This is a genomic window from Kineococcus anabasis (assembly GCF_054590795.1).
Window position 1 is genome coordinate 49,100 of record NZ_BAAIHU010000005.1, and the last position, 22,367, is coordinate 71,466.

At 73.9% G+C, this 22,367-nt stretch carries 22 protein-coding genes; 9 read left to right on the forward strand and 13 right to left on the reverse strand.

The window, feature by feature from the left end:
* Window positions 1-81 precede the first annotated feature (81 nt).
* The 3 genes from ACYQBY_RS08395 to ACYQBY_RS08405 all read right to left on the reverse strand — a co-directional run bounded on the left by ACYQBY_RS08395 (window position 82) and on the right by ACYQBY_RS08405 (window position 2,588).
* Window positions 82-906: an SDR family NAD(P)-dependent oxidoreductase gene (locus tag ACYQBY_RS08395; RefSeq protein WP_459643404.1), complete on the reverse strand. Its 825-nt coding sequence runs from the start codon at window positions 904-906 to the stop codon at window positions 82-84.
* A 57-nt stretch (window positions 907-963) separates the two neighbouring features.
* Window positions 964-1,557 carry a TetR/AcrR family transcriptional regulator gene (locus ACYQBY_RS08400; protein ID WP_459643405.1) on the reverse strand — a complete coding sequence of 198 codons (594 nt, stop codon included), beginning with the start codon at window positions 1,555-1,557 and terminating at the stop codon, window positions 964-966.
* A gap of 158 nt (window positions 1,558-1,715) precedes the next feature.
* Window positions 1,716-2,588, reverse strand: a complete 873-nt coding sequence (locus tag ACYQBY_RS08405; protein ID WP_459643406.1) for a helix-turn-helix domain-containing protein — start codon at window positions 2,586-2,588, stop codon at window positions 1,716-1,718.
* Between the two features lie 180 nt (window positions 2,589-2,768).
* Here ACYQBY_RS08405 and ACYQBY_RS08410 point away from each other — a divergent pair, with 180 nt between their 5' ends.
* The 4 genes from ACYQBY_RS08410 (at window position 2,769) to ACYQBY_RS08425 (ending at window position 5,965) form a co-directional block, all read left to right on the forward strand.
* A complete protein-coding gene (locus ACYQBY_RS08410; protein WP_459643407.1) occupies window positions 2,769-3,548 on the forward strand; it encodes an SDR family NAD(P)-dependent oxidoreductase in 780 nt (259 codons plus the stop codon).
* A 411-nt stretch (window positions 3,549-3,959) separates the two neighbouring features.
* Entirely contained in the window at window positions 3,960-4,268 is a 309-nt protein-coding gene (locus ACYQBY_RS08415) for an ArsR/SmtB family transcription factor (protein ID WP_459643408.1), read from the forward strand.
* A gap of 144 nt (window positions 4,269-4,412) precedes the next feature.
* Window positions 4,413-5,147: an SDR family NAD(P)-dependent oxidoreductase gene (locus tag ACYQBY_RS08420; RefSeq protein WP_459643409.1), complete on the forward strand. Its 735-nt coding sequence runs from the start codon at window positions 4,413-4,415 to the stop codon at window positions 5,145-5,147.
* A 62-nt stretch (window positions 5,148-5,209) separates the two neighbouring features.
* The gene (locus ACYQBY_RS08425; protein WP_459643410.1) at window positions 5,210-5,965 is read left to right on the forward strand and encodes an SDR family oxidoreductase; all 756 of its coding nucleotides are present in this window, start codon (window positions 5,210-5,212) and stop codon (window positions 5,963-5,965) included.
* A gap of 276 nt (window positions 5,966-6,241) precedes the next feature.
* On the opposite strand, the gene ACYQBY_RS08430 is transcribed toward ACYQBY_RS08425, so the two are convergent.
* Complete coding sequence (locus tag ACYQBY_RS08430; protein WP_459643411.1) at window positions 6,242-6,673, reverse strand: Rid family hydrolase; 432 nt, start codon at window positions 6,671-6,673, stop codon at window positions 6,242-6,244.
* Window positions 6,674-6,764: 91 nt separating this feature from the next.
* On the opposite strand from ACYQBY_RS08430, the gene ACYQBY_RS08435 reads away from it, so the two are divergent.
* Complete coding sequence (locus ACYQBY_RS08435) at window positions 6,765-7,319, forward strand: MarR family winged helix-turn-helix transcriptional regulator (RefSeq protein ID WP_459643412.1); 555 nt, start codon at window positions 6,765-6,767, stop codon at window positions 7,317-7,319.
* A 181-nt stretch (window positions 7,320-7,500) separates the two neighbouring features.
* Here ACYQBY_RS08435 and ACYQBY_RS08440 read toward each other — a convergent pair whose 3' ends face one another.
* The gene (locus ACYQBY_RS08440; RefSeq protein ID WP_459643413.1) at window positions 7,501-8,232 is read right to left on the reverse strand and encodes an SDR family oxidoreductase; all 732 of its coding nucleotides are present in this window, start codon (window positions 8,230-8,232) and stop codon (window positions 7,501-7,503) included.
* 136 nt (window positions 8,233-8,368) lie between these two features.
* Here ACYQBY_RS08440 and ACYQBY_RS08445 point away from each other — a divergent pair, with 136 nt between their 5' ends.
* Both ACYQBY_RS08445 and ACYQBY_RS08450 read left to right on the forward strand, forming a co-directional pair.
* A complete protein-coding gene (locus tag ACYQBY_RS08445) occupies window positions 8,369-9,211 on the forward strand; it encodes an MmyB family transcriptional regulator (protein WP_459643414.1) in 843 nt (280 codons plus the stop codon).
* A gap of 284 nt (window positions 9,212-9,495) precedes the next feature.
* Window positions 9,496-10,389 (forward strand): MerR family transcriptional regulator, encoded by an 894-nt coding sequence (locus ACYQBY_RS08450; protein WP_459643415.1) that lies wholly within the window; start codon window positions 9,496-9,498, stop codon window positions 10,387-10,389.
* Between the two features lie 476 nt (window positions 10,390-10,865).
* Here the strand turns inward: ACYQBY_RS08450 and ACYQBY_RS08455 are convergent, their stop codons facing one another.
* From ACYQBY_RS08455 to ACYQBY_RS08480, 6 genes are all read right to left on the reverse strand, one after another.
* Window positions 10,866-12,023, reverse strand: a complete 1,158-nt coding sequence (locus tag ACYQBY_RS08455; protein ID WP_459643416.1) for a diguanylate cyclase domain-containing protein — start codon at window positions 12,021-12,023, stop codon at window positions 10,866-10,868.
* 213 nt (window positions 12,024-12,236) lie between these two features.
* The gene (locus ACYQBY_RS08460; RefSeq protein ID WP_459643417.1) at window positions 12,237-14,090 is read right to left on the reverse strand and encodes a putative bifunctional diguanylate cyclase/phosphodiesterase; all 1,854 of its coding nucleotides are present in this window, start codon (window positions 14,088-14,090) and stop codon (window positions 12,237-12,239) included.
* A 342-nt stretch (window positions 14,091-14,432) separates the two neighbouring features.
* The gene (locus tag ACYQBY_RS08465) at window positions 14,433-14,669 is read right to left on the reverse strand and encodes a hypothetical protein (RefSeq protein WP_459643418.1); all 237 of its coding nucleotides are present in this window, start codon (window positions 14,667-14,669) and stop codon (window positions 14,433-14,435) included.
* A 121-nt stretch (window positions 14,670-14,790) separates the two neighbouring features.
* On the reverse strand, window positions 14,791-16,647 hold the full coding sequence (locus tag ACYQBY_RS08470; protein ID WP_459643419.1) for a SpoIIE family protein phosphatase: 1,857 nt from the start codon (window positions 16,645-16,647) through the stop codon (window positions 14,791-14,793).
* A 223-nt stretch (window positions 16,648-16,870) separates the two neighbouring features.
* The gene (locus ACYQBY_RS08475; protein WP_459643420.1) at window positions 16,871-18,361 is read right to left on the reverse strand and encodes a flotillin family protein; all 1,491 of its coding nucleotides are present in this window, start codon (window positions 18,359-18,361) and stop codon (window positions 16,871-16,873) included.
* Between the two features lie 275 nt (window positions 18,362-18,636).
* A complete protein-coding gene (locus ACYQBY_RS08480) occupies window positions 18,637-18,879 on the reverse strand; it encodes a hypothetical protein (protein ID WP_459643421.1) in 243 nt (80 codons plus the stop codon).
* A 261-nt stretch (window positions 18,880-19,140) separates the two neighbouring features.
* On the opposite strand from ACYQBY_RS08480, the gene ACYQBY_RS08485 reads away from it, so the two are divergent.
* The gene (locus ACYQBY_RS08485; RefSeq protein WP_459643422.1) at window positions 19,141-19,860 is read left to right on the forward strand and encodes a DUF6875 domain-containing protein; all 720 of its coding nucleotides are present in this window, start codon (window positions 19,141-19,143) and stop codon (window positions 19,858-19,860) included.
* A gap of 57 nt (window positions 19,861-19,917) precedes the next feature.
* Window positions 19,918-20,235, forward strand: coding sequence for a hypothetical protein (locus ACYQBY_RS08490; RefSeq protein ID WP_459643423.1), 318 nt, complete (start codon window positions 19,918-19,920; stop codon window positions 20,233-20,235).
* 52 nt (window positions 20,236-20,287) lie between these two features.
* Here ACYQBY_RS08490 and ACYQBY_RS08495 read toward each other — a convergent pair whose 3' ends face one another.
* Together ACYQBY_RS08495 and ACYQBY_RS08500 are read right to left on the reverse strand one after the other, a co-directional pair.
* Window positions 20,288-21,121 carry an aldo/keto reductase gene (locus ACYQBY_RS08495; RefSeq protein WP_459643424.1) on the reverse strand — a complete coding sequence of 278 codons (834 nt, stop codon included), beginning with the start codon at window positions 21,119-21,121 and terminating at the stop codon, window positions 20,288-20,290.
* A gap of 112 nt (window positions 21,122-21,233) precedes the next feature.
* Window positions 21,234-22,259 carry a glycoside hydrolase family 5 protein gene (locus ACYQBY_RS08500; RefSeq protein ID WP_459643425.1) on the reverse strand — a complete coding sequence of 342 codons (1,026 nt, stop codon included), beginning with the start codon at window positions 22,257-22,259 and terminating at the stop codon, window positions 21,234-21,236.
* Between the last annotated feature and the right edge of the window lie 108 nt (window positions 22,260-22,367).

Genomic DNA, 22,367 nt, shown 5'->3' on the forward strand with positions numbered 1-22,367 from the left:
GAGCGAGATCGCGCCGGCAGCACCGGTGCGCCTCGTGGCACCGCACCGGATCGGGCGTGGTGCGGACCGGGCGGGGGGCGGTCACGTGGCGCCTCGGGGCCGGGGGGCGCGGCGACCGGGGTCGGTCATGCGTCCCATCAGGGAAGCGGTGGAGCGCCGGCCGAGGGCGCGCACGAACGTCGCGGTGAGCCTGTTGGCGCGGCCGTCGATGACGCTGGGGCCGGGGTCGCGCCGGTCGAGGTGGGCGAGCGTGGTCGCGACGACGTCTTCCGGGGTGCGCTTGCGCGCGCCGGCGGTGGCGTCGTCGGTGCCGACGACCGTGTTGAACTCGGTGTCGGTCGCGCCGGGGGACGTGACGAACACGGTGACGCCGCTGCCTCGCACTTCCGCCCAGAGCGCCTCGGTGAAGTTGAGGACGAAGGCCTTCGCGGCGCCGTAGGTGGCCATGCGTGGGGTGGGGGTGTAGGCCGCCATGCTCGCGACGTTGATGACGAACCCCTTGCCCGCCGCCAGGAACTGTGGGAGGAACGCCGAGGTGAGTTGCACCGGCGCGGTGACGTTGACGGCGATCAGCCTGGCCAGATGATCGGGGTCGTCGTCGGCGAACGCCCCGAAGGTGCCGAAGCCGGCGTTGTTGATGAGGGCGGTGGCGTGGACGCCGCGACGGACGAGCTCGTCGCGCAGGTCCGTCGCCACCGACGGGGCGGACAGGTCGAAGGGCACCACGTGCGCGGTGGTGCCGTAGCGGGCGCGCAGGTCGCCGGCGAGCGTCTCGAGCCGGTCCGCACGGCGGGCGACGAGCGCGAGGTCTGCGCCGCGACCGGCGAGGGCGTGGGCGAAGCTGCGGCCGATTCCCGAGCTGGCGCCGGTGAGCAGGACGGTGTGACCGCCATACGCGAAGGTCATGGTGGCACCGTATGCCTACTTGGCACTCGGTGACAAGGTGTCGAGGGGTAGCTCAGGTCATGAGGTGGGGGTGACGGCGTCGAAGGCGTCGGTCAGCAGGTCGCCGAGATCCGGCTCGCCCTTCGCGACCGTCCACGCCTCACCGGCGGTGTCCAGACAGGCGATCGCGGCGGCGACGACAGCGCGAGCGCGCAGGTCGACGTTCGGCCCTCCGCCGGAGGCGATGAGACGCCGGCGGATGTCGGGGACGAGCTCGTCGTGCCACTGCAGGTGTTTCTCCACGCTACGAGCCCTCAGCGACGGCGTGCCGTACACCATGCCGGAGATCTTCAGCTGGTGGTCAGGGGGGGCGGCGGTTCGCTGCAGCGTCAGGAACGTCTGCAGCAACGCGGTCCACGCGCTCTCGTCGGCGGGGCGCTGCTCGAGGGTGGCGCGCAGTGCGGGACCCTCCGCAGCGAGGTGGCCCAGCACGAGGTCTTCCTTGCTGGCGAAGTAGCGGAAGACCGAACGGCGGGAGACGCCTGCTGCGGCGGCGATGTCGTCGATGGTGGTCGCCGCGAACCCCTTCTCCAGGAACAGACCCATGGCGACAGTGACGATCTCGTCGCACGCGGCGCGGCGGGAACGGTCCCAGACGCTGTCGGTGGCCACGTGGGCAACCCTAACCGAGCAGGCCCGAGCGGGACCACGGACGGCGAGCTCGCCGCCCGGGTGCACCGTTGTCGTGGTCTCGTCGACGACCCCGTGACCGGTGGTCCGTCGCAGGTCTGCCGGTTCTCCCGGACTGCGCCTGGTGCACAGGATGCCGGTCACCCTCCTCGACGGTGCGGCGTCCCTCCTGCGGCCTCACCGAGCGGTGCGGAAGCTGTGTAGGAGGCCAGCAGAGCGAGCTTGTCGGCGTTGTCGGTCCCCGGGTCGGGATGGAAGACGGCGAGGACGAGGGTCTGCGCGGTGTCACCGACGACGAGCTTCTCGCGGTTGAGGGTGAGCGACCCGACGAGGGGGTGATCGATGGTCACCGGCCAGTTCTGCCGGGCCTGGACGTCGTGCTGCGCCCAGAGGGTCCGGAATCGATCACTGGCGAGGGCGAGCTCGCCGACGAGCTCGACGAAGCGCGGGTCGTCGGTGTCGGTTCCGACGGAGCGGCGGAACCCCGCGACGAGCCGGGCGGTGGTGTCGTCCCAGTCCGGGTAGAGGGCTCTCTCGTCGGGGTCGAGGAAGACGGAACGAAGACGGTTCTCCCCCGCCACGAGCCGGGGGGAGAGCGCGGTGGCGAGCGGGTTGGCGTCGAGGACGTCGAAGTAGCGGCCCTCGACGAAGGCGGGCAGGTGCAGGGACGTCAGGAGTTTCCGGATGCCGTCGGGGACGCTCTCGCGCCGCGACCGCCGGCGAGCCCGCGCCGGGGCCTGCTCCGCGAGGGAGAGCAGGTAGGCGGTCCCGGTCGGGTCGAGCCCGAAGACGCCGGCGAGGGCCTGCAGGATCTGCGGCGACGGGCGCCGGTCGCGGCCCTGCTCGAGGCGGAGGTAGTAGTCGGGGCTGATCCCCGCGAGGAGGGCGACCTCCGCCCGGCGCAGGCCCGGAACCCGGCGGTTCCCGGTGTCGGGGAGGCCGACCTGGTCGGGGCGGACCTGCGCGCGGCGGGCGCGGAGGTAGTCACCGAGCAGGTTGTCCGTGGACGCCACGCCGTCATCGTAGGTCTCGGCACCGGGCTGGTCGTGGCCCTGCCGGGACCACTGTCGCGGGGGCATACCCGCTGCGACGGCGGCGGGACCACCCTGGGCGGCGGACGGAGCGGGCATGCTCCGAACCGGAGGTGGAGACGCTCTCGATGCCGCGCGTGCGGCTGCGGACGAGGAGGAACCGTGGGTGGGTTGGCAGTGGTGACCGGTGCGTCGTCCGGGATCGGGCGCGAGTACGCGCGCCGGCTGGCGGCGCAGGGCGTGGACGTGATCGCGGTCGGGCGCCGGCAGGAGCGGCTCGACGAGTTGGAGGCGGAGTTCCCCGAGGTTGACGTGCGGACGGTCGTCGCGGATCTGGCGACGCAGGACGGCATCGAGGAGGTGATCGCCGCGGTCGGGGACGAGCCGGTGACGATGCTGGTCAACAACGCCGGCGTGGCGCACTACAAGGCGTTCACCGAGCTCCCGCCGGCGCAGGCGGCGGAGCTGGTCGGGGTGAAGGTGCTCGCACCGACGCTGCTGGCGCGCGCGGTCGCGCCGGGCATGGTCGCACGTGGCGCCGGGCAGATCGTCAACGTGTCCGGGATGATCGCCTTCAGCGGCCCGGCGAGCCTGGAGCAGGTGCCGCTGCGCCGTGCGGTGTACGCGGCGAGCCTGGCGCACAGCGTGGCCCTGTCGCAGACACTGCACGCCGAACTGTCACCGCACGGGGTCCACGTCCAGGCGCTGTGCCCGGGTGCCGTCGCCACCGAGTTCCACGAGCGGCAGGGCCTGGACCTCAGCGCGGTCCCGCGCATGAGCGCCGCCGACGTCGTCACCGCGAGCCTCCGTGGTCTGGAGCTCGGGGAGACCGTCACCGCGCCGGGCCTCGAGCGGGAGGACCTGCTGCAGCGCGTGTTCGCAGCCGACCTCGCCGCCTTTCAGGGCCAGTCCGCGCACCTCGCGACCCGCTACCGGTCCTGACCATTCGCCCACCGCGCCCGGGAACGGATCGGAGCCTCGACGAATCGCACCGCCAGGACGGTGGGGACAGCCCCCACCCGCAGCGTCCAGCCCAGGTCGCCCAGGTCGCCCAGGTCGAGAGCGTCGGGGGCGGACTCGACGGGGAGCAGGACGACGACGGGCCGGCGCCACAGGGGGGGTGTTGCAGGAGATCCGGCAGGAACGGTGCGCCGGTGGACGGACCGGGGAACCCGTGCAACCAGGAGGACGGTGTCGATCATCCCCCGCACGCGGGAGGCGCCCCCTGATGACGCTCGGACCCCCGCAGGTGGGGCCGCACCACCTGCGGGGGTCCGAGCGTGCTCGACGGCTCCGCGGACCCGGCCACCGAGGTACGCTGATCATCGAACGTACGCCGCGAGGGGAGCAACGATGTCGACGGTCGACCGCGCAGCCGATGTCGAGCTCTCCCTCGACGCGACCTTCAAGGCGCTGGCGAACCCGCTCCGTCGCCACATCGTCACGACACTGCTGCAGACGCCCGGTGGGCAGGTGGAGTCGTGCGCCGCCCTCAACGTCACCGTCAGCAGGTCCACCCTGACGCAGCACATGCGCGTCCTGCACGAGGCCGGGCTCGTGGAGACGCTCGACCACGGCAACCGCGTGTTCGTGCGGTTGCGGTCCGCTGAGATCGACCAGCGGTTTCCCGGTCTGCTCGACCTGTTGCGCCACGAGAGCTGACGCGCCGGACGGGTCGCCGCAGCCGCCCGCCCACCCCTCGCCCAGCACGGACCGAGCCGAGCATCGCGCCAGAGGTTCGTATATTGACGAACCTTCGTCGAAGAACTAACGTCGGATCGGAGGCATCCGACGGGAGGTACCGACGTGGGCAAGCTCGACGGCAAGGTCGCGGTCGTCACCGGCGGCTCGAGCGGCCTGGCGCTGGCCAGCGCCAGGTTGTTCGTGGAGGAGGGTGCGTACGTGTTCATCACCGGCCGCGAGCAGGGGACCCTCGATGCGGCCGTGGCGTCGATCGGGCGGGATGTCACCGGCGTGCAGGGCGATGCGAGCAGCCTCGACGACCTCGACCGCCTGTTCGACACGGTCCGGCGCGAGAGAGGCAGCATCGATGTGCTCTTCGCCAGCGCCGGAACGGGAGAACCCGGCAACCTGGGCGAGATCACCGAGGAGCACTTCGATCGGACGTTCGGGCTGAACACGCGGGGGACCCTGTTCACCGTCCAGAAGGCGCTGCCCCTGTTCAACGACGGCGGCTCGATCTTCATGACCAGCTCGATCGCCTCGGTCAAGGGCTGGCCCGGGTGGAGCGTCTACGCCGCGAGCAAGGCTGCGCTGCTGGCCTACGCGCGGGTGTGGCTGTACGAGCTCAAGGACAGGCGGATCCGGGTGAACGTCCTGAGCCCGGGGCAGGTCGGCACGCCGATCCAGGAGCAGCTGTTCGACGAGCAGACGAAGCAGCAGTTCGAGTCGCTGATCCCGCGCGGGCGGATGGGCCGCCCCGAGGAGATCGCATCGGTGGCCCTGTTCCTCGCCTCGGACGACTCGTCGTACGTCAACGGGGTGGAGCTGGCCGTCGACGGCGGCACCTCCGCCATCTGAACCACCCGCCGGCAGGTGCTGAGCGCACCCGGGAACACCACCGAGCAGGAGGAGACAAGACGATGGACGCTGCCAGAGGGAACTACGGCGGCAGGAGCGCCGTGATCACAGGTGGCGGGAGCGGCATCGGGTTCGCGATCGCGAAGCTGCTCGTCGACGGCGGCGGCCGGGTGGTGATCACCGGGCGCTCCCGGACCACGCTGGAGGGCGCCCGGGAGCGGCTCGGGGAGAACGCGCTGGCAGTCCGCAGCGACGTGTCCTCGGTGCCCGATCTGGAGGCGCTGGCCGACCGGGTGGGCAGCGAGCTCGGAACAGTCGATGCGCTGTTCGTCAACGCCGGCATCGCATCCCTGACGCCCTTCGGCACGACGACCGAACAGGCCTTCGACGAGGTGCACGCGATCAACGTCCGAGGGGCCTACTTCACCGTGCAGAAGCTCGCCCCGCTGCTGAGCACCGGCTCCGGTGTCGTGCTCACCACCTCGGTCGCCAACGCCGTCGGCCTGCCGGGGACCAGCGTCTACGCGGCCAGCAAGGCGGCGCTGCGCTCCCTGGCCCGCAGCCTGGCCCGTGAGCTGCTCCCGCGCGGCATCCGCGTCAACGCGGTGAGCCCCGGCCCCATCGACACCGGGATCCTGGAGACCACGATGACCGCGGAAGCTGCCGAGCAGTTCAAGGCCGAGAGGGTCGCGGACAACCCCATGCAGCGTTTCGGCACGCCCGAGGAGGTCGCCAGGGCTGCCGCCTTCCTCGCCTTCGACGCCACCTACACCACCGGCGCCGAGCTCGTCGTGGACGGCGGCACCACGCAGCTCTGATCGCTGCCCACCGATGACTCCCGCCCGCCCGCACCGCTCCCACACCGCGCCGGTCGACGGAGCCCGGGAGGTCCCCCAGGCTCCGCGCAGAAGCTCGAAGCCCGGGCACGCACGGCTCGACGGGGGGCCGGTCGTCGAACCCACGAGGCGTGGGTGCCCCGTCCGACGATCCCCTCACGTCCGGGAACGCCTGGTCACCGCTTCACGCCGCGACCCTCCGCCCGGTGACGGCTCCCCCGGTTCGGGGCGGGGAGCGTCGTGACGGGAGCCCCGCACTCACCCGTCCTGGCCGGGAGGAGCGGTGATGGCGCTGACACGGATCTCGACACGCATCTTCGGCGCCCCCAGGGCCGCGACGCCGACCTCGGTCCAGATGGGGGCACGCTCTCCCATCCGTGCCCGCATCTGCTCCACCATCACCCGGTTGTGGGTCTCCCCGATGAACTCCGGGGACTCGGGGACGTGGTAAGAGTCCACGGCGATCACATCGCGCCACGTGGCACCCGCGGTCGCCAGGGTGCGCTCGACGTTGTCGAACGCACGCACGATCTCGTCCTCGAGGGCGGCGGGGAAGGTGAAGTCGTCATCCCACCCCCCCTGCCCGGAGATGTCGACGCGGTCACCGGTGCGGACCGCCTGCTGGTAGTGCATGACGGACAGCTGCCGCTGGCCGTATCCGGGAGTGGCGAAGAACTGCGGCTCGGTCATGGTCATCACCTCATGTTGACTTCATGTGTGAAGTGAACGTACCACTCCTCACTTCAGGCGTGAAGTCCTGGCGGCTCGGTATCGTGCGCCCATGGCCACGACCGGCAGCGCGGACCCCGGCGGTGGTGCGGCCGACACCGCGAGGGCGGCCGACACCGCGGTGGAGACCAGCACCGCGACGACGGCGGAGGAACCGCTCTGGCTGACAGCCGACGAGAAGGAGGCCTGGACGGGGCTGGTCTCGCTGGTCCTGTTGCTGCCGGGACGCCTCGAGTCGATGTTGCAGGAAGAGGCCGGCCTGAGCCTCTTCGACTACCTCGCGCTCAGCCACATGTCCGAGGCTCCCGGACGCCGCCTGAGGATGAGCGAACTGGCCTACCTGGCCAACGGGTCGCTGTCGCGCCTGTCCAACGTCGTCAAGCGCTTCGAGCAGCGAGGATGGGCCCGACGCTCCCCCGACCCCGACGACGGTCGGTACACCCTCGTGGAGCTCACCGAGGCAGGCTACGAGGTGGTGCGCGCCGCCGCACCGGTCCACCTGCGCTCGGTGCGGCGGTGGGTGCTCGACCCGCTCGGCCCCACCGAGCAGCAGGCGCTGGCCGACATCGCCGCCAAACTGCGCGGACGACCGACACGAGAGACCTAGGAGCACTCGTCGCGCGACGGCACGGTGCCCCGTCCTGCCCTGCCGCGCCCACCTCGTCGTATCACGTCCCGTCATGTCCCGTGTGCCCCGCCCACCGGAGCCGGACGGCACGGACTTCGGCCAGAACCAGTGCCCCCCGAGTTCGACGGCCCGTCAGCGGGGCGGGCTGCGCCACAGGCACTCAGGGGCGGTGTGCGCTCGGACGGACGACGACCTCGTTGACGTCGACGTCGGCCGGCTCACCGAGCGCGTAGGCGACAGCCCGGCCGATCGCCGAGGGCGCGATGGCGTTGCGGCGGAACCCGACCATCGCCGCGCTCGCCGCAGGGTCGGTGATGTGGGCGGCCAGCTCGCTCTCCACCACGCCGGGCGTGATGGTCGTCGCGCGGATCGCCGGCGGCAGGTCCTGGCGCAGCCCTTCCATGATGGCCCACACCGCGTACTTGGTGGCGCAGTACACCGCGGCGCCGGGGTGGACCTGGTGCGCCCCGACCGACGCCGTGGTCACGAAGTGCCCCGCCCCCTGCTGCAGGAAGTGCGGCAGGGCCGCGGCGATGCCGTGCAGGACGCCCCTGACGTTGACGTCGACCATGCGGTCCCACTCCTGCGCCTGCAGCGCGGTCATCGAGGACAGCAGCATGACCCCGGAGTTGCCGACGAGGACGTCGAGGCGGCCGTGCGCGGCGACGACCGCCTCGACCACCTCGCGGTGGGCCCCGGCGTCGGTGACGTCGAGGACGGCGCTCGAGGCCAGCCCGCCGCTGCGGGTGATGTCGGCCGCGACCTGCTCGAGGCGGTCGCGGCGGCGGGCGGTGAGGACGACGTGGTGCCCGGCCGCGGCCAGTTCCCGGGCCACGCCCTCCCCGATCCCGCTGGAGGCGCCGGTGACGAGGACGATCTTCTGTTCGGTCATGCCCACGAGGTTGCCCGCGCGCCGGACCGGTGAGGAGGCCGCGCCGAGGGTGGCCGCAGCACGGCCACCCTCACCGGTCCACCCCGGGCTACGGTGAGGACGGCGGACACGGCGAGGTCGTGAGGACGGTGACGGTGTGAGCAGCCTCGGGAACTACCTCCGCGCACGCCGGGCCGACGTCTCCCCCGCCGACGTCGGCCTCCCGGTCGGGACGCGCCGCCGGGTGCCGGGCCTGCGCCGCAGCGAGGTCGCGCTGCTCGCGGACATCAGCGTCGAGTACTACGTCCGGCTGGAACAGGGCCGCGAGCGAGGACCCTCGCCCGCCGTGCTCGACGCCCTCGCCGCGGCGCTGCGGTTGCCCCGCGACGGCGCCGGGCACCTGTACCGGCTGGCCGGTCTGGCCCCCGCCGCGACCCCGCCGGGTCCCGAGCGGGTGGACCCCCGGCTGTCCGGGTTGCTGCAGGCCTGGCCGGCGACCCCCGCGCTGGTCCTCGGCCGCGCCCTGGACGTGCTGGCGTCCAACCCGCTCGCCGAGGAGCTGTTCGGTGGTTTCCCGACGACGCGCAACCTCGTGGAGTTCGTCTTCCGCGATCCGCTGGCACGATCGCTGTACCCGGATCGGGACGTCGTCGCGCGGGACAGCGTCGCCGCGCTGCGCCTGGCCGACGGGGCGCACCCCGGTGACGGGCGCATCCGCGAGGTCCGCGGACGTCTCAGCGCCAGCCCCGGGTTCGAGCGGGCGTGGGCCCGGCACGACGCGCGCGGCAAGACGGCCGAGCACAAGCGTTTCGCGCACCCGGAAGCGGGCGAGCTGACGCTGCACGTGCAGACCTTCGACGTCCGCGGGCACCCGGGACAGCAGCTCGCGGTCTACCACGCCGCAGCGGGCACCCCCAGCGCGGACGGGCTGGCGCTGTTGGGCATCCTGGCCGCCCAGCGCACCGCACAGCCCGCGGACTCGACCAGCGGGCCGGGGTAGCGGTACCCGGACCGGTTCCCACCGGCACAGCCGTGCAGTGACGTCGTCGAAGGCGCTCGCGCACGGGCATCCCCACCCCACGGCCGACCCGGTGCGACATCCGCCGTGGCCGGCCTGCGAGCGTCGGGCCGACCCGGTCCGGTTGCCGGGATCCCGGGCCGACGATCCCGGCCCGACGAACGCCGGGTCGTGACGCGTGCGGGGCGGAGTGCCCGGAGTTGCACCTTCCGCAGCGTCACGTGATGCGGTGGACCCACGTACCGCCCACCGAGGAAGGTCCGATCATGTCCTCGTCCTTCATCGCGCCGCGTCAGGTCAAGATCGGTGACGCGGCATCGTTCGTCGGCACCACACCGCGGGCGATCCGCCACTACCACGAGATCGGCCTGCTCCCCGAACCCGAGCGAGGCGGTGACGGCCGCCGCCGCTACCGCTACGACGAGGTGGTCCGGCTGCTGTGGATCCGCAAGATGGCCGACGCCGGGATCGCCTTGGACGACATCCGGGACGCCTTCACCGGCACGGCTCCTGCCGGCCCCGACAGCGACCACGACGTCGCGGACGCCCTGGGACGGCTGGAGGGTGCCCTCCTCGCCCGGGAAGCGGAGCTGCGACGGCAGCGGACCGCCGTGCAGCGCATGCGCACCAGGGGCAGCAGGACCGGGCTGCTCTCCGACTTCGTCAGCAGCCGCCTGGTGGGCCTGCCCGAGGGTTCCCTGCGCCAGGCGGACCTGGACACCCTGCTGATCACCGAACGGATCCTCGGCCCGCTCGGAGCGGCCGTCCAAGCCACCCGTTTCATCGCCCTGGCCACCCACCCGGGTCTGCGGGAGGAAGCGGACCGTGTCGAGGCCGCCGAGGCCGCGCTCGACGACACGGTCGCCGTCGACGATCCCCGGGTGGTCCAGGTGGCGGCTGAACGGCACGCCTTCGAGCGGACGCTGCACGCCACCATCGAGGAGTCCGGACTCGCGCAGGCCGACGACGCGCTCTTCGACTCGTGGGAAGCACTGCACCCCGCTGCCGCCGGTGGAGATGAGGACGAGGCCGGCCGACGCTCCGGCAGGGGGCGGGAATCCATGAGCGCAGTCGAAGCCGTCGGGAAGATGCCCTACGACTTCTCCCCGGCCCGCTTGCGGTGCATGGAACTGGCCGAGGAACTCGCCGCCCGCGAGTGACCCGCTCCCCGGGCACGGCCTGGTGTCCTGGGTCTGCTGCGCTGCCCGCACGCGTCCGGCAGCCAGCCCGCGCCTTCCGGGCAGCGGGTCATGGCTTCGCGGTCATCCCGACCCACGGGCGCGACGTCCGCTCACGCCGCCCTGCAGGGTCAGGTCCCGGGGCCCGATGTGCAGGTCCTCGTCGACCACCTCCTCCACCCGTTCCCGCCTGACGCCACCGGCGGAGGACCGGGCGGGAGGAGGGGTGCTCCGGGTAGGAGGCCTTCGGTCGTGCCGCACGTCTGCGGTCGCCCCTCGACGGCTCCACCGCATCGACGCAGCGGCGCATCCGCCGCGGGACGAGCGCACGGGTCGACACCCGGCGGACGAGGGCGGACGCGCGCTCACACCGCGCCGACGGATGCGGCGGCACCGCCCGGTGCGGTGCCCTGCCGGGGCTCAACCGGGCCGCCGGTCCCCCGACCCGTCGTCGGTCGTCACGAGGGGTCGGCGGGCGCCTCGCCCGGAACCCGGTGCTGCGGCTCGCGAGCCTCCGGGTCGAGCACCGTGGGCTGCTCGCGCTGGCGGGGCATGCTCCTCCTGTCGCCGCGGTCCCTGCCGGTGGCTGCACGGCCCCGTCGCTTGGCCTCGTACATGGCGTGGTCGGCGGCCCGGAGGAGTTCGTGGGAGTCGCCCCGGACCTCGCTGAGGGTGACCACGCCGACGCTGACCCTCGGGGTGATCGTGTGTCCGTCGAGGACGGCCGGCTGCTCCAGGGTGGCGCGGACGCGGTGCGCGATGGCGGTGGTGGTGTCCCCGGCGACGGCTCCGGAGGGGCCGGGGGGCAGGTTCTCGCAGACGATGACGAACTCGTCCCCGCCCAGGCGGGCCAGGGTGTCCCCGGTGCGCAGGGTGGCGGACAGGCGCGCGGCGACCTCGACGAGCAGCTGGTCGCCGACGAGGTGGCCGTGGGTGTCGTTGACGTCCTTGAAACCGTCCAGGTCGAGGAACAGCAGCGCCAGCGGCGCGCTGCGGCGCTGAGCGGTGGCCACGGCGTGCTCCAGGCGGTCGTACAGCAGGGCCCGGTTGGGCAGGCCGGTCAGCGCGTCGTGGGTGGCGGCGTGGGCCGCCTCCTGCTGGGCGTTGCGGGCGACGTCGCGGTCGTGGGCCATCACCACGTAGCTGCAGGCGACGTTCGCCAGGCTGCGGGCGGCGGCCAGGTCCGCGGGCTCGAACGGGCCGGGGGCGGCGCGGTAGAGGTCGAGCGCACCCCAGACCTGTCCGCGGGCGAGCAGCGGGACGGCGACCACCGCGTTGAGCCCCAGGGCGACCGCGTGCTCGGCGAAACCCGGCCAGCGGTGACCGTCGAGCGCCAGGTCCTCCGCCACGACCACCTCGCCGGTGGCCGCCGCGTCCTTGCAGGGACCTGTCTGCAGGCCGTCCTGGACCCGTTCGGCGTCGTCGACGAGCGCCGGGGAGGCGTGGACGAGGGCCATGCGCTCACCCACCCGGTAGGCGACCCCGGCTCCGTCGACGGGCAGGACCCGTCCGGCGGCGAGCGCCAGGTCGCGCAGGATGTTCTCGATGTCGAAGGTGCCGGTGGCCCGTTCGGCGAAGTCCACGAACGTCTGCACCAGCTGGCCCTGATCGGCCATGGCCTGCCACCCGTCAGCTCAGCACGGGCAGCGGTCGCTGCTCGAGTCGAAAGCCGGTCAGCAAAGCTCTACAGGCCGCTGACGCCAGGTTACTCCCTGCATGCGATTTCCGGGCCTCCGCGGCCGGACGAGCGTGGGGCCGACCTGCGGGGCACGTCCTGCCGACACCCCGTGTCCCACCGCGCCGTCGCCCGCGAACCGGGATCCCCCGGGTCACGCCCTCCCTCGGACGGCCCACGCCGCGGTGAGGGCTTCGGCGGGTTGCGGACGGCCGCAGTGGAAACCCTGGAGGTAGTGGCAGCCGGCCCGGGTGACCTGACCTGCCTGGGCCGGGGTCTCCACGCCCTCGGCGACGACACGCAGGTCGAGGCCGTGGGCGACGGTGACGACGGCCTCGACCAGCGCCCTGCGGCGGCGGTCGTGCCCCAGACCGGCGACGAAGCTGCGGTCGATCTTGGCGATGCGCACCGGGAGCTCCACCAGTCGGGAGAGGGAGGAGTAGCCGGTGCCGAAGTCGTCGACGGAGAGCGGGTGCCCGCGCCGCTGCTGCTCGTGGAGGGCGGGCAGCACCTGGGGGTCGATGAAACTGCTCTCCAGCAGTTCCAGGCCGAGCTGCTCCGGCGCCAGGTCGTGCGCGCGCAGCGCGGTGGCCAGGGTGGCCGTGAGGCCGGGGTCCACCAGCTCGCGGGCGCTGAGGTTGACGTAGGTGGTCCGCGGCGCGCCCTCGCCGAGGACGCGGCGCCAGGCGGCCATCTGGGCGCAGGCCTCGGTGATGACCCACCGGCCCATGCCGACGATCAGGCCGCTGCCGGAGGCGAGGTCGATGAACTCCGCGGCCGGCAGCAGCCCGTGCTTGGGGTGCTGCCAGCGCAGCAGCGCCTCGACCGCGTGGACGGCGCCGTCCGCTCCGAGGATGGGCTGGTAGTACACCTGCAGCTGACCGCGGGGCAGCGCCTGCGCCAGCTGGCGCTCCAGCTGGCGGGCGGAGCGGCGCGCCGGTGGGGCGCTGCCCGTGACCGCCGGCTCGGGGGCGGCCTCGCCGTGCCTGTGCTGCTTGGCCGCGTGCACGGCGGCATCGGCATCGGCGAGCAGGTCGTCGGCGCTGAGGTGTCCGTCGCTCAGGGCGACCCCGATGCCGGCGGACACCACCAGGTCGACCCCGGCGACCCGGATGGGCTGGGCCAGGGCGCGGCGCAGCCGGGTGACGACGACGGAGACGTGCTCCTCGAGGTCCTCCGCGCCGGCCTGGGGCAGGTGGTCGCAGATGAGGGCGAACTCGTCGCCGGCCAGGCGGGCCAGGGTGTCCTCCGCGCGCAGCGTGGTGTTCATGCGCGTCGCGACGGTCGCCAGCACGGTGTCACCCGCGGCGTGGCCGAAGGTGTCGTTGATGGACCTGAACCTGTCCAGGTCGATGAACAGGAGCGCGACGACCCGCCGGTGGCGGCGCCCCGCCCTCAGCGCGTGTTCGAGGCGGTCGAAGAGCAGGGCCCGGTTCGGCAGACCGGTCAGGGCGTCGTGGGTGCTGCGGTAGGTCAGTTCCTGCTGCGCACGGCGGGCGTCGTCGCGGTCACCGGCCATCACCAGGTGGGAGACCGCGGTGTGGGCCAGCGTGTGGACCCACTCCAGCTCCTGACGCCGCCAGGGCCCGGGCTCGCGCCGGTAGAGGTCCAGCGAGCCCCACACCCGGTCCCGGGCGACCAGGGGCACCACCAGGACCGCGCGGAAACCCGAGTGCAAGGCCTGCTCGGTGAAGTCCGGCCACGACGTCCGGGCCGGGTCCGCCAGGTCCTCCACGACCACTGCGGCGCGCGAGGTCAGCACGTCGTGGCAGGGGCCTTCCTGCGTCAGCTGCTGCAGCCGCTCGGCCCGGGCCACGTCGCTGCGGTCGGCGTGGACGAGACGCAGCGCCCCGTCCTCGCTGGTCATCACCCCCACGCCGTCGACCGCGAGGTGCTGCGCGGCGACGGCGACGAGCCGCGTCAGCAGCCCGTCCGGGCTGATCTGCCCGGCCGCGGCACCGGCGAGCTCGGCCATCGCGCGGACCAGGGCCTCGCAGTCGACCGCCATCCCCGGCTCAGCAGCCGCGGAGGTGGAGGTGGGCCCTGCCGGACAGCTCGACGCGAGGCGGTCCCGCAGTGCCCGGCCCGTCGACCGTCGTCCGAAGGTGAGGACTCAAGGAAAACTCCCGTTGTCACGCTAGCGAGCCGCGCCCTGACCCGGAGTGACAAGCTACGCCGCTGCCCGACCGCTGCCCAGGGCAGGTCCTCACGTGTCGTCCAGCGCCCCGCCGGGAACCCGCCACCGACCGGGGCACCCCTGTCCCGGAGTCGCCGGCGGTGACCTCCACCCCGAGGTCGCGGATCCGGCCGGACCCGGGCGGGCCGCCGGACGGTCCCGCCCGGGGTCCCCTCAGGCTCCGGCGGCCCCGACCGCGGCGGCGCCGGACCACCCGGCGAACGCGTCGGCGTCGGTCTCCTCCGCCGCCTCCAGGGCCATGGAGAGGTCGTCGATCGCGTCGCGCAGCGCCTCGACCTCCTCCTCGAGGCAGGAGAGGGAACCGGGCCCGGCGGTCCCGAGGAGGAACTGCTGCAGGGTGGCGACCAGGTCCGCGTGCGCGCTGCTCACCGACGTGCTGATACCGCTCATGGCTCTCTCCTCGGGTGGTGGTCGTGGTGGGCGGGACCGCGGCAGCCCGCGGCCGCCCCGGAGTGGTCCGACCTCCGGGCCATCGGCCGCGGCCGCAGGGCACCTGAGGCGCGTCACCCTTTCAGCAGAGCGGGTCGCCGGGGTCCTCGCCCGCGCTCTCGACCCGCACGACCAGCAGCGCGATGTCGTCCTCGTGGACGTCGTGCAGCCCGGTGAGGACGTGGTCGCAGAGCTCCTCAGCGCTCAGGTCCTGCCGGTCCGAGACGGTGTCCCGCAGCCACTCCAGCCCGGCCTCCAGGGGCGCGTCGCGCCGCTCCACGAGGCCGTCGGTGTAGACGACCAGGGTGCTTCCGGGTTCCAGGTCGACGCGGTGGTCGGCGCGGGGGGTGCCGGGGTCCAGGCCGAGCACGAGGTCCGGGGTGGTCTCCAGCAGCCGGGCGGAGCCGTCGGGACCGAGCAGCACCGGGGGTGGGTGCCCGGCGTTGGACCAGTGCAGCCGCCACGCACCGGCGGGGGTCCGCTCGAGGTGGGCCAGGACGACGGTGGTGAAGGTGTCGACCCCGAGGCCGTGCATGGCCTCGTCGAGCGCGGTGAGGACGGCCGCCGGTGGGCGGCGCAGCGTGAGGGACACCCCGCGCAGGAGGTTGCGGGCCTGCGCCATGAGCGCCGCGGCGTCGCGGTCGTGCCCGGCGACGTCGCCCACGACGAGGGTGAGGGCGCCGCCGGGCAGGGGGAAGGAGTCGTACCAGTCGCCGCCGACCTCGGCCTGGGCGGCGGCGGGCAGGTAGCGCACCGCGATCCGCAGGCCCTCGGGCTGGTGGGGCCGGGTGAGCAGGCTGCGCTGCAGGCTCTCGGCGAGGCTGCGCTGGGCCGCCGCGGCGCGCCGCTCCCGCTCCTGGGACCGGATGCGGTGCAGCGTCTGGGCGCACTGCGCGGCGAGGGCTTCCATGAGGTCCCGGTCGCGCTGGTCGAAGTCCTGCTCCTGCCACCAGCTGGTGGACAGGGCCCCGAGCACCCTGCCGCCGCTGCGCAGCGGCAGCGCCACGGTGGCGCGGTAGCCGGTGACGTCGATCACCGCGGACAGCTCGGGGCTCCACTCCCGGCAGGAGCGCTCGTCGGGCAGGACGACGGCCTGCCCGGTGACGGCGGCGACGGGCACGGGCAGCGGCGCGTCCAGCGGCAGGCGGTGGTAGGTGGTCCGGGTCCGCTCCCCGACGGCGTCGCTGAACGCCAGGTCCAGGGCGTCGCCGTCCTCGGTGAGCAGCGCCACGGCGCCGTCGTCGGCCCCCAGCACCGCGAAACCGGCCCCGATGACCACGTTGGTGAGCTCCGCGATGCTCTGGGCGCTGCCCAGCTGCAGCGCCACCTCCACGAGGCCCTGCAGGCGCCGGGAGGTGGCCGCCTCGGCGTCCAGGGCGTCGTGCAGCTCCTGCCCGCGGGTGTAGACGTCGGCCACGGCCGCCTGCAGTCGCACCAGCTCGGCGGCGACCTCCTCCGGGGCGGCCTGCTCGGGGTCGGCCGGATCGGTGTCGTCCCGGCCGGAGGTGAGGAGGCGCTCGCGGATGTACGGGGTGACGTCCTCGACGCGCTCCATGATGAACGCGAGGTCGCCGTCGGCGCCGGGGACGGGCAGGTGCACGGCGCTCCACCAGCGCTCCGCCAGGGCGCCGCTGCCGTCGGGGATGTCGTAGCGGTAGACCGGCAGGGTGTCGGGGCGCCCGGTGCGCAGCACCCGCGCCAGGGACTGCTCCAGGTCGCTGGCCCGCCCGTCGCGGCGGGGGGTGACGTCGGGGAAGGCGTCGAGGACGTGCAGGCCCAGCACCTCCTGCCGCCGGCGCCCCGAGGCGCGCTCGTGGGCGGCGTTGAGGGCCACGATGCGCAGGTCGCGGTCCAGGACGAGGCACGGTGTCGGCACCGCGTCGAAGAGCGCGGCGAAGTCCACCCCGGCGTCCACCCCGGCGTCCACCCCGGCGTCCACCCCGCCTCCCACCCCGCCTCCCACCCCGTCCGTCGTCCCCTGCGCCGCTCCCGCACGCCCGCCCGCACCGCAGGAGCGGGAGCCCCGCGCGTCCTGCCATCCGACCACGGCGCACCCCGGCGCGGGAGGGCAGCCCGGTGCTCCTCCAGGGTGCCCGGTCCCCGCGCCGGGTGCGCGGGGGGCGCTCCGGCGGCAGCCCGGGTGCGGCGGCCCGGGCGGCAGCTCAGGCGGAGCCGTCGGCGCGCGCCGCGACCCCGTCCGCCGCGCGTGCCTGCCCGCCGCCGAGGGAGGTGAGCATGCCGGGCACGTCGACGCCGGTGGTCCGCTTGAGGACCTCGAAGGTCTCCTGCAGGTTCGCGCCGACGGAGCGGCTGAGGGCGCCGGGGCCGTCGTGGGAGATGACGGTGAGGTCCTTGATGCTCCCGAGCGGGCCGGCGAGGGCCTGCGCGACCTCGGGCAGGACCTCCAGGGCGCGCTGGGTGAGCGCGGCCTCCCCGAACTCCTTCAGCGCCTGCGCCTCCTTCTGCAGCGCCTCGGCCTTGGCGGCACCGGTCGCGGAGATGGCCTCGGCCTGCGCCTGGCCCTCGAGGCGCACGGCCTCGGCGTCGGCGCCGCGGCGCTGCAGCTCGGCCTGCGCCGCGAGCCGGACCCGGGCCGCCTCCGCCTCCGCGGACAGGCGGACCCGCTCGGCGTCGGCCTGCGCGGCGGCGACGGAGGCCTGCTGCTCGGCCTCGGCGGAGAGCACGCGCGCGGTCTTGGCCGCCATCGCCTGCTGCTCGGCCTCGTAGCGGCGGGCGTCGGCGGGCTTGCGCACCTCGGTGTCGAGCTGGCGCTCGGTCAGCTCCGCCTGGCGCTGCGCGACGCGTTCCTTCTCCTGCAGGACCTGCTGCTGCGCGGAGGCCTCGGCCAGGCGCCCGGCGGCGTCGGCCTCGGCCGCGGCCTTGTCCTGGTCGGCGCGGAACTGCGCCTGCTGCAGCGCCAGGTCGCGCTGCGCCTGGGCGATCTTCGCGTCGGACAGGGCCTTGGCCTGCTGCGCCTCCTGGGCGTTGTTCGCCTCGGCGATCTCCGCGGCGCGGCGGGCGTTGGCCGCCTCGGGCCGGCCGAGGTCCTTGAGGTAGTTGCCGTCGTCGCTGACGTCCTGGATCTGCAGGGTGTCCAGGACCAGCCCCTGGTTGTTCAGGCTGGTCACCGCCTCCTCCTCGACCTGGCGGGCGAAGGCGACCCGGTCGCGGATGATCTCCTCGACGGTGAGCGTCCCGATGACTCCGCGCAGGCTGCCGGCGAGGACCTCCTGGGTGAAGGGCTCGATCTCCTTCTGCTGGTGCAGGAACCGCTGCGCGGCGGCGCGGACCATGTCCTGCGTGCCGCCGACCTTGACGATGGCCACCCCGTCCACGTTGAGCCGGATGCCCTGGCGGGAGACCGCGCCGCGGATGGAGATGGGGATGCGCACCGAGGAGAGCGACAGGCGGTGGGCCTGCTGGACGAGGGGTTTGACGAACACGCCGGCGCCCATCACGACCTTCTGCCCGGACAGGTCGGTGGTGACCTGGCCGGTCTCCGGGTTCGTGACGGGCCTGCCCTTCTTGCCGACGATGATGAGGGCCTCGGACGGGCTGGCGATCTTGTAGCGCATCTTGACGGCGACGAAGGCCACGACGAGCAGGACGAGGAGCGCCCCGGCTGCGACGGCGGCGTAGATGAGGGTGTCCATCTCACAGTCCTCTCGGGTGTGCCGGGACCGCGCGGGGCCCGGCTGCGGTGTGCGCGCACGGCGGGGCGTCGCCTGCGGGGCGCCGGGCGGGTGCGGCGCAGGGCCGCGGCCGGGCAGGGCTGGGCCGCCGGGGGTTCTCCGGCGCGGGCTGGGGGGTTCTCACGCGGGCACCTGCTCCCGGGGTCGACGACGTCGTTGCCGACCAGGCTTCCCGGCGCACCTGTGGGGACCATAGCGGCATCCGCACCGCGGCGGGCCGGTCCCCGGCGACTTCCCTACGCGCGGCGCTCCAGCAGCGCGGCGAGGTCCTCGTGGCCCCGCTCCCGCAGGGTCCGGGCGTACTGCGCGAGCAGCTCCCCCGCCTCCGCGGCGAGGCCCTCGGGGGCGCCGGGTGCCGAGACGAGCTCGTCGACGGCGGCGAGCAGTTCCCCGACGGCGTCCTGGCCCGTGAACTCCAGGGACAGCTCGGTGCGCACCTCGACGGGGGCGTCCGTCGCGGACCGCGGGGACCTGGTCATCGGTGCACCTCGTTCCGTTCCTCCCGGAGGAGCGGAGGCTAACACCGGCGGATCGCAGGGGGCGATCCCGGGAACCCGTCCGGCGCCCCTCCGGCCCGCGTGCGCGCCGCCGTCCCGTCGGTGCCGTCGCGGCGCTCGGCGAGCACGTCCCCGGGCGCGCCCGTTAGCCTCGTGCGGGCGGGCCGGGCAGCCCCGGTCCGGCGCAGCACCGTCCCGGCGGACCACCCGCCCGGGCGGCACCACGTCTCCCGGAGGACGTCCATGGCCGAGCGCACCGACGTCCTGCTCGCGCCCGGCGCCATCGACGGGACCCTGCCGCGGGAGCACCCCCTGTCGGTGACGCTGCGGTGGGTGCGGACGTTCCTGGCCGAGCCGGACCCGATGCTGGGCCGCAAGGGCGCGGTGTGCCCGTTCGTCCCCCGGGCGCTGCAGCTGGACAGCCTGTGGTTCGCGACGCCCCCGCTCGCCTCGCCCACCGCGGAGGGCGTCGCCGCGGTGGCCCGCGACTACGTGGGCGCGTTCCTCGCGCTGGAGCCGTCCGACGGGGACACGGCGGCGTACAAGAGCATCCTGCTGGTCTTCCCCGAGGTGTCGCAGGAGGACGCCCCCGAACTGGTGGACGGCGCGCAGGCGGTGCTGAAGCCCACGTTCGTCGACGCCGGCCTGATGATCGGGCAGTTCCACGCCGGGAACCCGGAACCGGGGCTGCACAACCCCTCCTTCCGCCCGCTGCGCAGCCCCGTGCCGCTGCTGGCGATCCGGTGGATGGTCCCGACGGACCTGCCGTTCCTCGCGGGCAGGACGTACCCGCCGGCGACCCGCCTGCGGTTCCTGCGCGGGTACATGCGCGCCGCCCAGCGGATGCTGGCGGGCCCGTCGCACGCGCGCGTGCGGGACTGGGCGCAGATCCTGGACGACCTGATCGGCGACCTGCAGGACATCACCTCGACGGCGCCCGGGGCGCCCACCCCGCAGGGCTGAGGTCGGGGCCGCGCGCGGGAACGGGCGCGCGGCCGCCTCCGGTGCCAGGATCGGGACATGGCCGACGACCTGCCCGACGTCTACGACCTGGACCGCATCGCGCACATGGTCCTGGCGATGGATCCCGCCGACGTGCGCCGGCTGGCCGCGGGCGGGGAGGGCGGCACCGGGCTGGCCGGGCCGGGCCACGGCGACGGACGGGCCCTGGCCCTGTACCCGGCGGTGGGTTCCCACGGCGCGACCGTGGCGCGCACCGACGCGCTGGAGCTGGTGCGCCGGATCCTGGACCACCGCCTCGTGGAGGGCTCGCTCAGCGAGCAGCAGCACGACCAGATGCTCACCGAGGCCGTCGTGGGCCTCACCGGCCTGCTCTGACGGGCCCGCGCCGACCGGGTGGGGGCGCTCGCGGCGCCCCCACCCGGCGGGGTCAGCGCCGGTCGAAGGTCTCCGGGTCCGGCCCGAGGCGCCGCCCGGTCGCCAGCGTCGCCAGACGCGCCATGTCGTCCTCGTCCAGCGAGAAGCCGAAGACGTCGATGTTCTCCGCGATGCGCGAGGGCGTCAGGGACTTCGGGATGACCACGTTGCCCAGCTGGACGTGCCAGCGCAGCACCACCTGCGCCGGCGAGCGGCCCTTGGCGCCCGCCAGCTCGGCGACCACCGGCTCCTCCAGCAGTCCCCTGCCCTGCCCGATCGGGCTCCACGCCTCGGTCACGATGCCGTGCGCGGCGTGGTAGGCGCGCAGCTCCTCCTGCGGGAGCCACGGGTGCAGCTCGACCTGGTTGACCGCGGGGACCGTGCCGGTCTCGGCGGCCAGCCGCTCCAGGTGGGCGACGGTGAAGTTGGACACGCCGATGGAGCGCACGCGCCCGGAGGCCCGCAGCTCCTCGAACGCCTTCCACGTCTCCACGTACCGGTCGAACATCGGCAGCGGCCAGTGGATCAGGAAGAGGTCCAGGACCTCCAGGCGCAGCTTGCGCATGCTCTCGTCGAAGGCGCGCAGCGTGCTGTCGCGCCCGTGCTCGGAGTTCGTCAGCTTCGTCGTGACGTACACCTCCTCGCGCGGGACGCCGGAGGTGGCGAGGGCCTCCCCGACGCCCTCCTCGTTGCCGTAGCCCTGGGCGGTGTCGATGAGCCGGTAGCCGGCCTCCAGCGCGGTGCGGACATTCTCCGCGGTCCGCTCCGGCGGGACCTGGAACACGCCGAGGCCGACCTGGGGGACCGAGGTGCCGTCGTTGAGGGCGAGGGTGGGGACATCCGTCATGCGGCGCACGCTAAACCGGCCGACGGCGACCTGCACCCGCTGGCCGGGACCACGCGTGGCGGCGCCGCCGCACCACCGGGTCGGGCGGTGCGGCGGCGCCTGGTGCGGCAGGTCAGTAGATCGAGGCCTGCCGGGACGTGGAGGACAGGCCGTTGGTGCCCGTGATGACGCGGTTGCCCCACCAGGTGCGGCTGGAGGGGTTGAACCCGTTGACCATGTCGAGGTACTCCACCCCGCCGCCGTTGCCGCTCCAGGACCAGGCCAGCCAGCCCACCCCGCGGTACTGCGCGTGGCTCATGATGGTGTTCTCGTCGACCTGGCCGTCGGAGTGGTCGTGGCCGAACTCGCCGATGATCAGCGGCAGGCCGCGGCCGGTGAAGGAGTCGATGTAGTTGCGGACCGTGGTGCCGGACCCGTAGACGCCGTACATGTGCACGGAGAACACGACGTTCCGGTCCGGGTCGGCGCCGAGGACGCTGGCGGCGTTGTCGCGCATGATGCCCTGGTGGTCCTGGCCCCAGTTCGGGGCGTCCACCACGATCTGGTTGCGGATGCCGGCGCTGCGCAGCTTGCGGATCGCGCTGGTCGTCGCGGAGGTCCACTCCGAGGCGCGGTTGTTGCCCAGCGGCTCGTTGCCGATGTTGACGATGGCGTAGCGCTCCTGGCCCTGCAGGGCGGCCTTCACCCCGACCCAGTAGTTCGCGGCCTGGTCCAGGGTGTACGCGCCGCTCTGGTCGCCGTAGCCGGTGGTGTCGTGGTTCTCCAGGACGCACACGAGCTTGTGCTGCTTGCAGCGGTTGATGACGGCGGTGACGTCGCTCGCCGCGGAGTAGCCGTAGCGGCCGCCGGTGAGCACGACGCGGATGGTGTTGGCGCCCGCGGCCTTCAGGTCGGCCCAGACGCGCGTCTGGCCGGTGTACCAGGCGTGGCCGTGGTTGGCGCCGCGCATGACGAAGGTGTTGCCGTTGCCGTCCACGATGCGGCTGCCGGAGACGTTGAAACCCCCGGGGACGGCGTGGGCGTCCTCGGTGGGGGCGACGGTGAGGCCGATGCCCAGTGCGGCCGCCGCGGCGGCGAAGGTGGCGACCGTGCGGCGCGTGAACCGGCGTGCGGCGGTTCCGGCGGGGTGCTTCAGCACTGAAGGACTCCTGGGGGTCGGGAGGCCGGACGCCCCGCGGTCGCCGGGCGCGGAGGCGTCCGGCGGTGGGGGTGACCGCCTCGTCTGGGGGGTGTCCCCGCCGCTCCC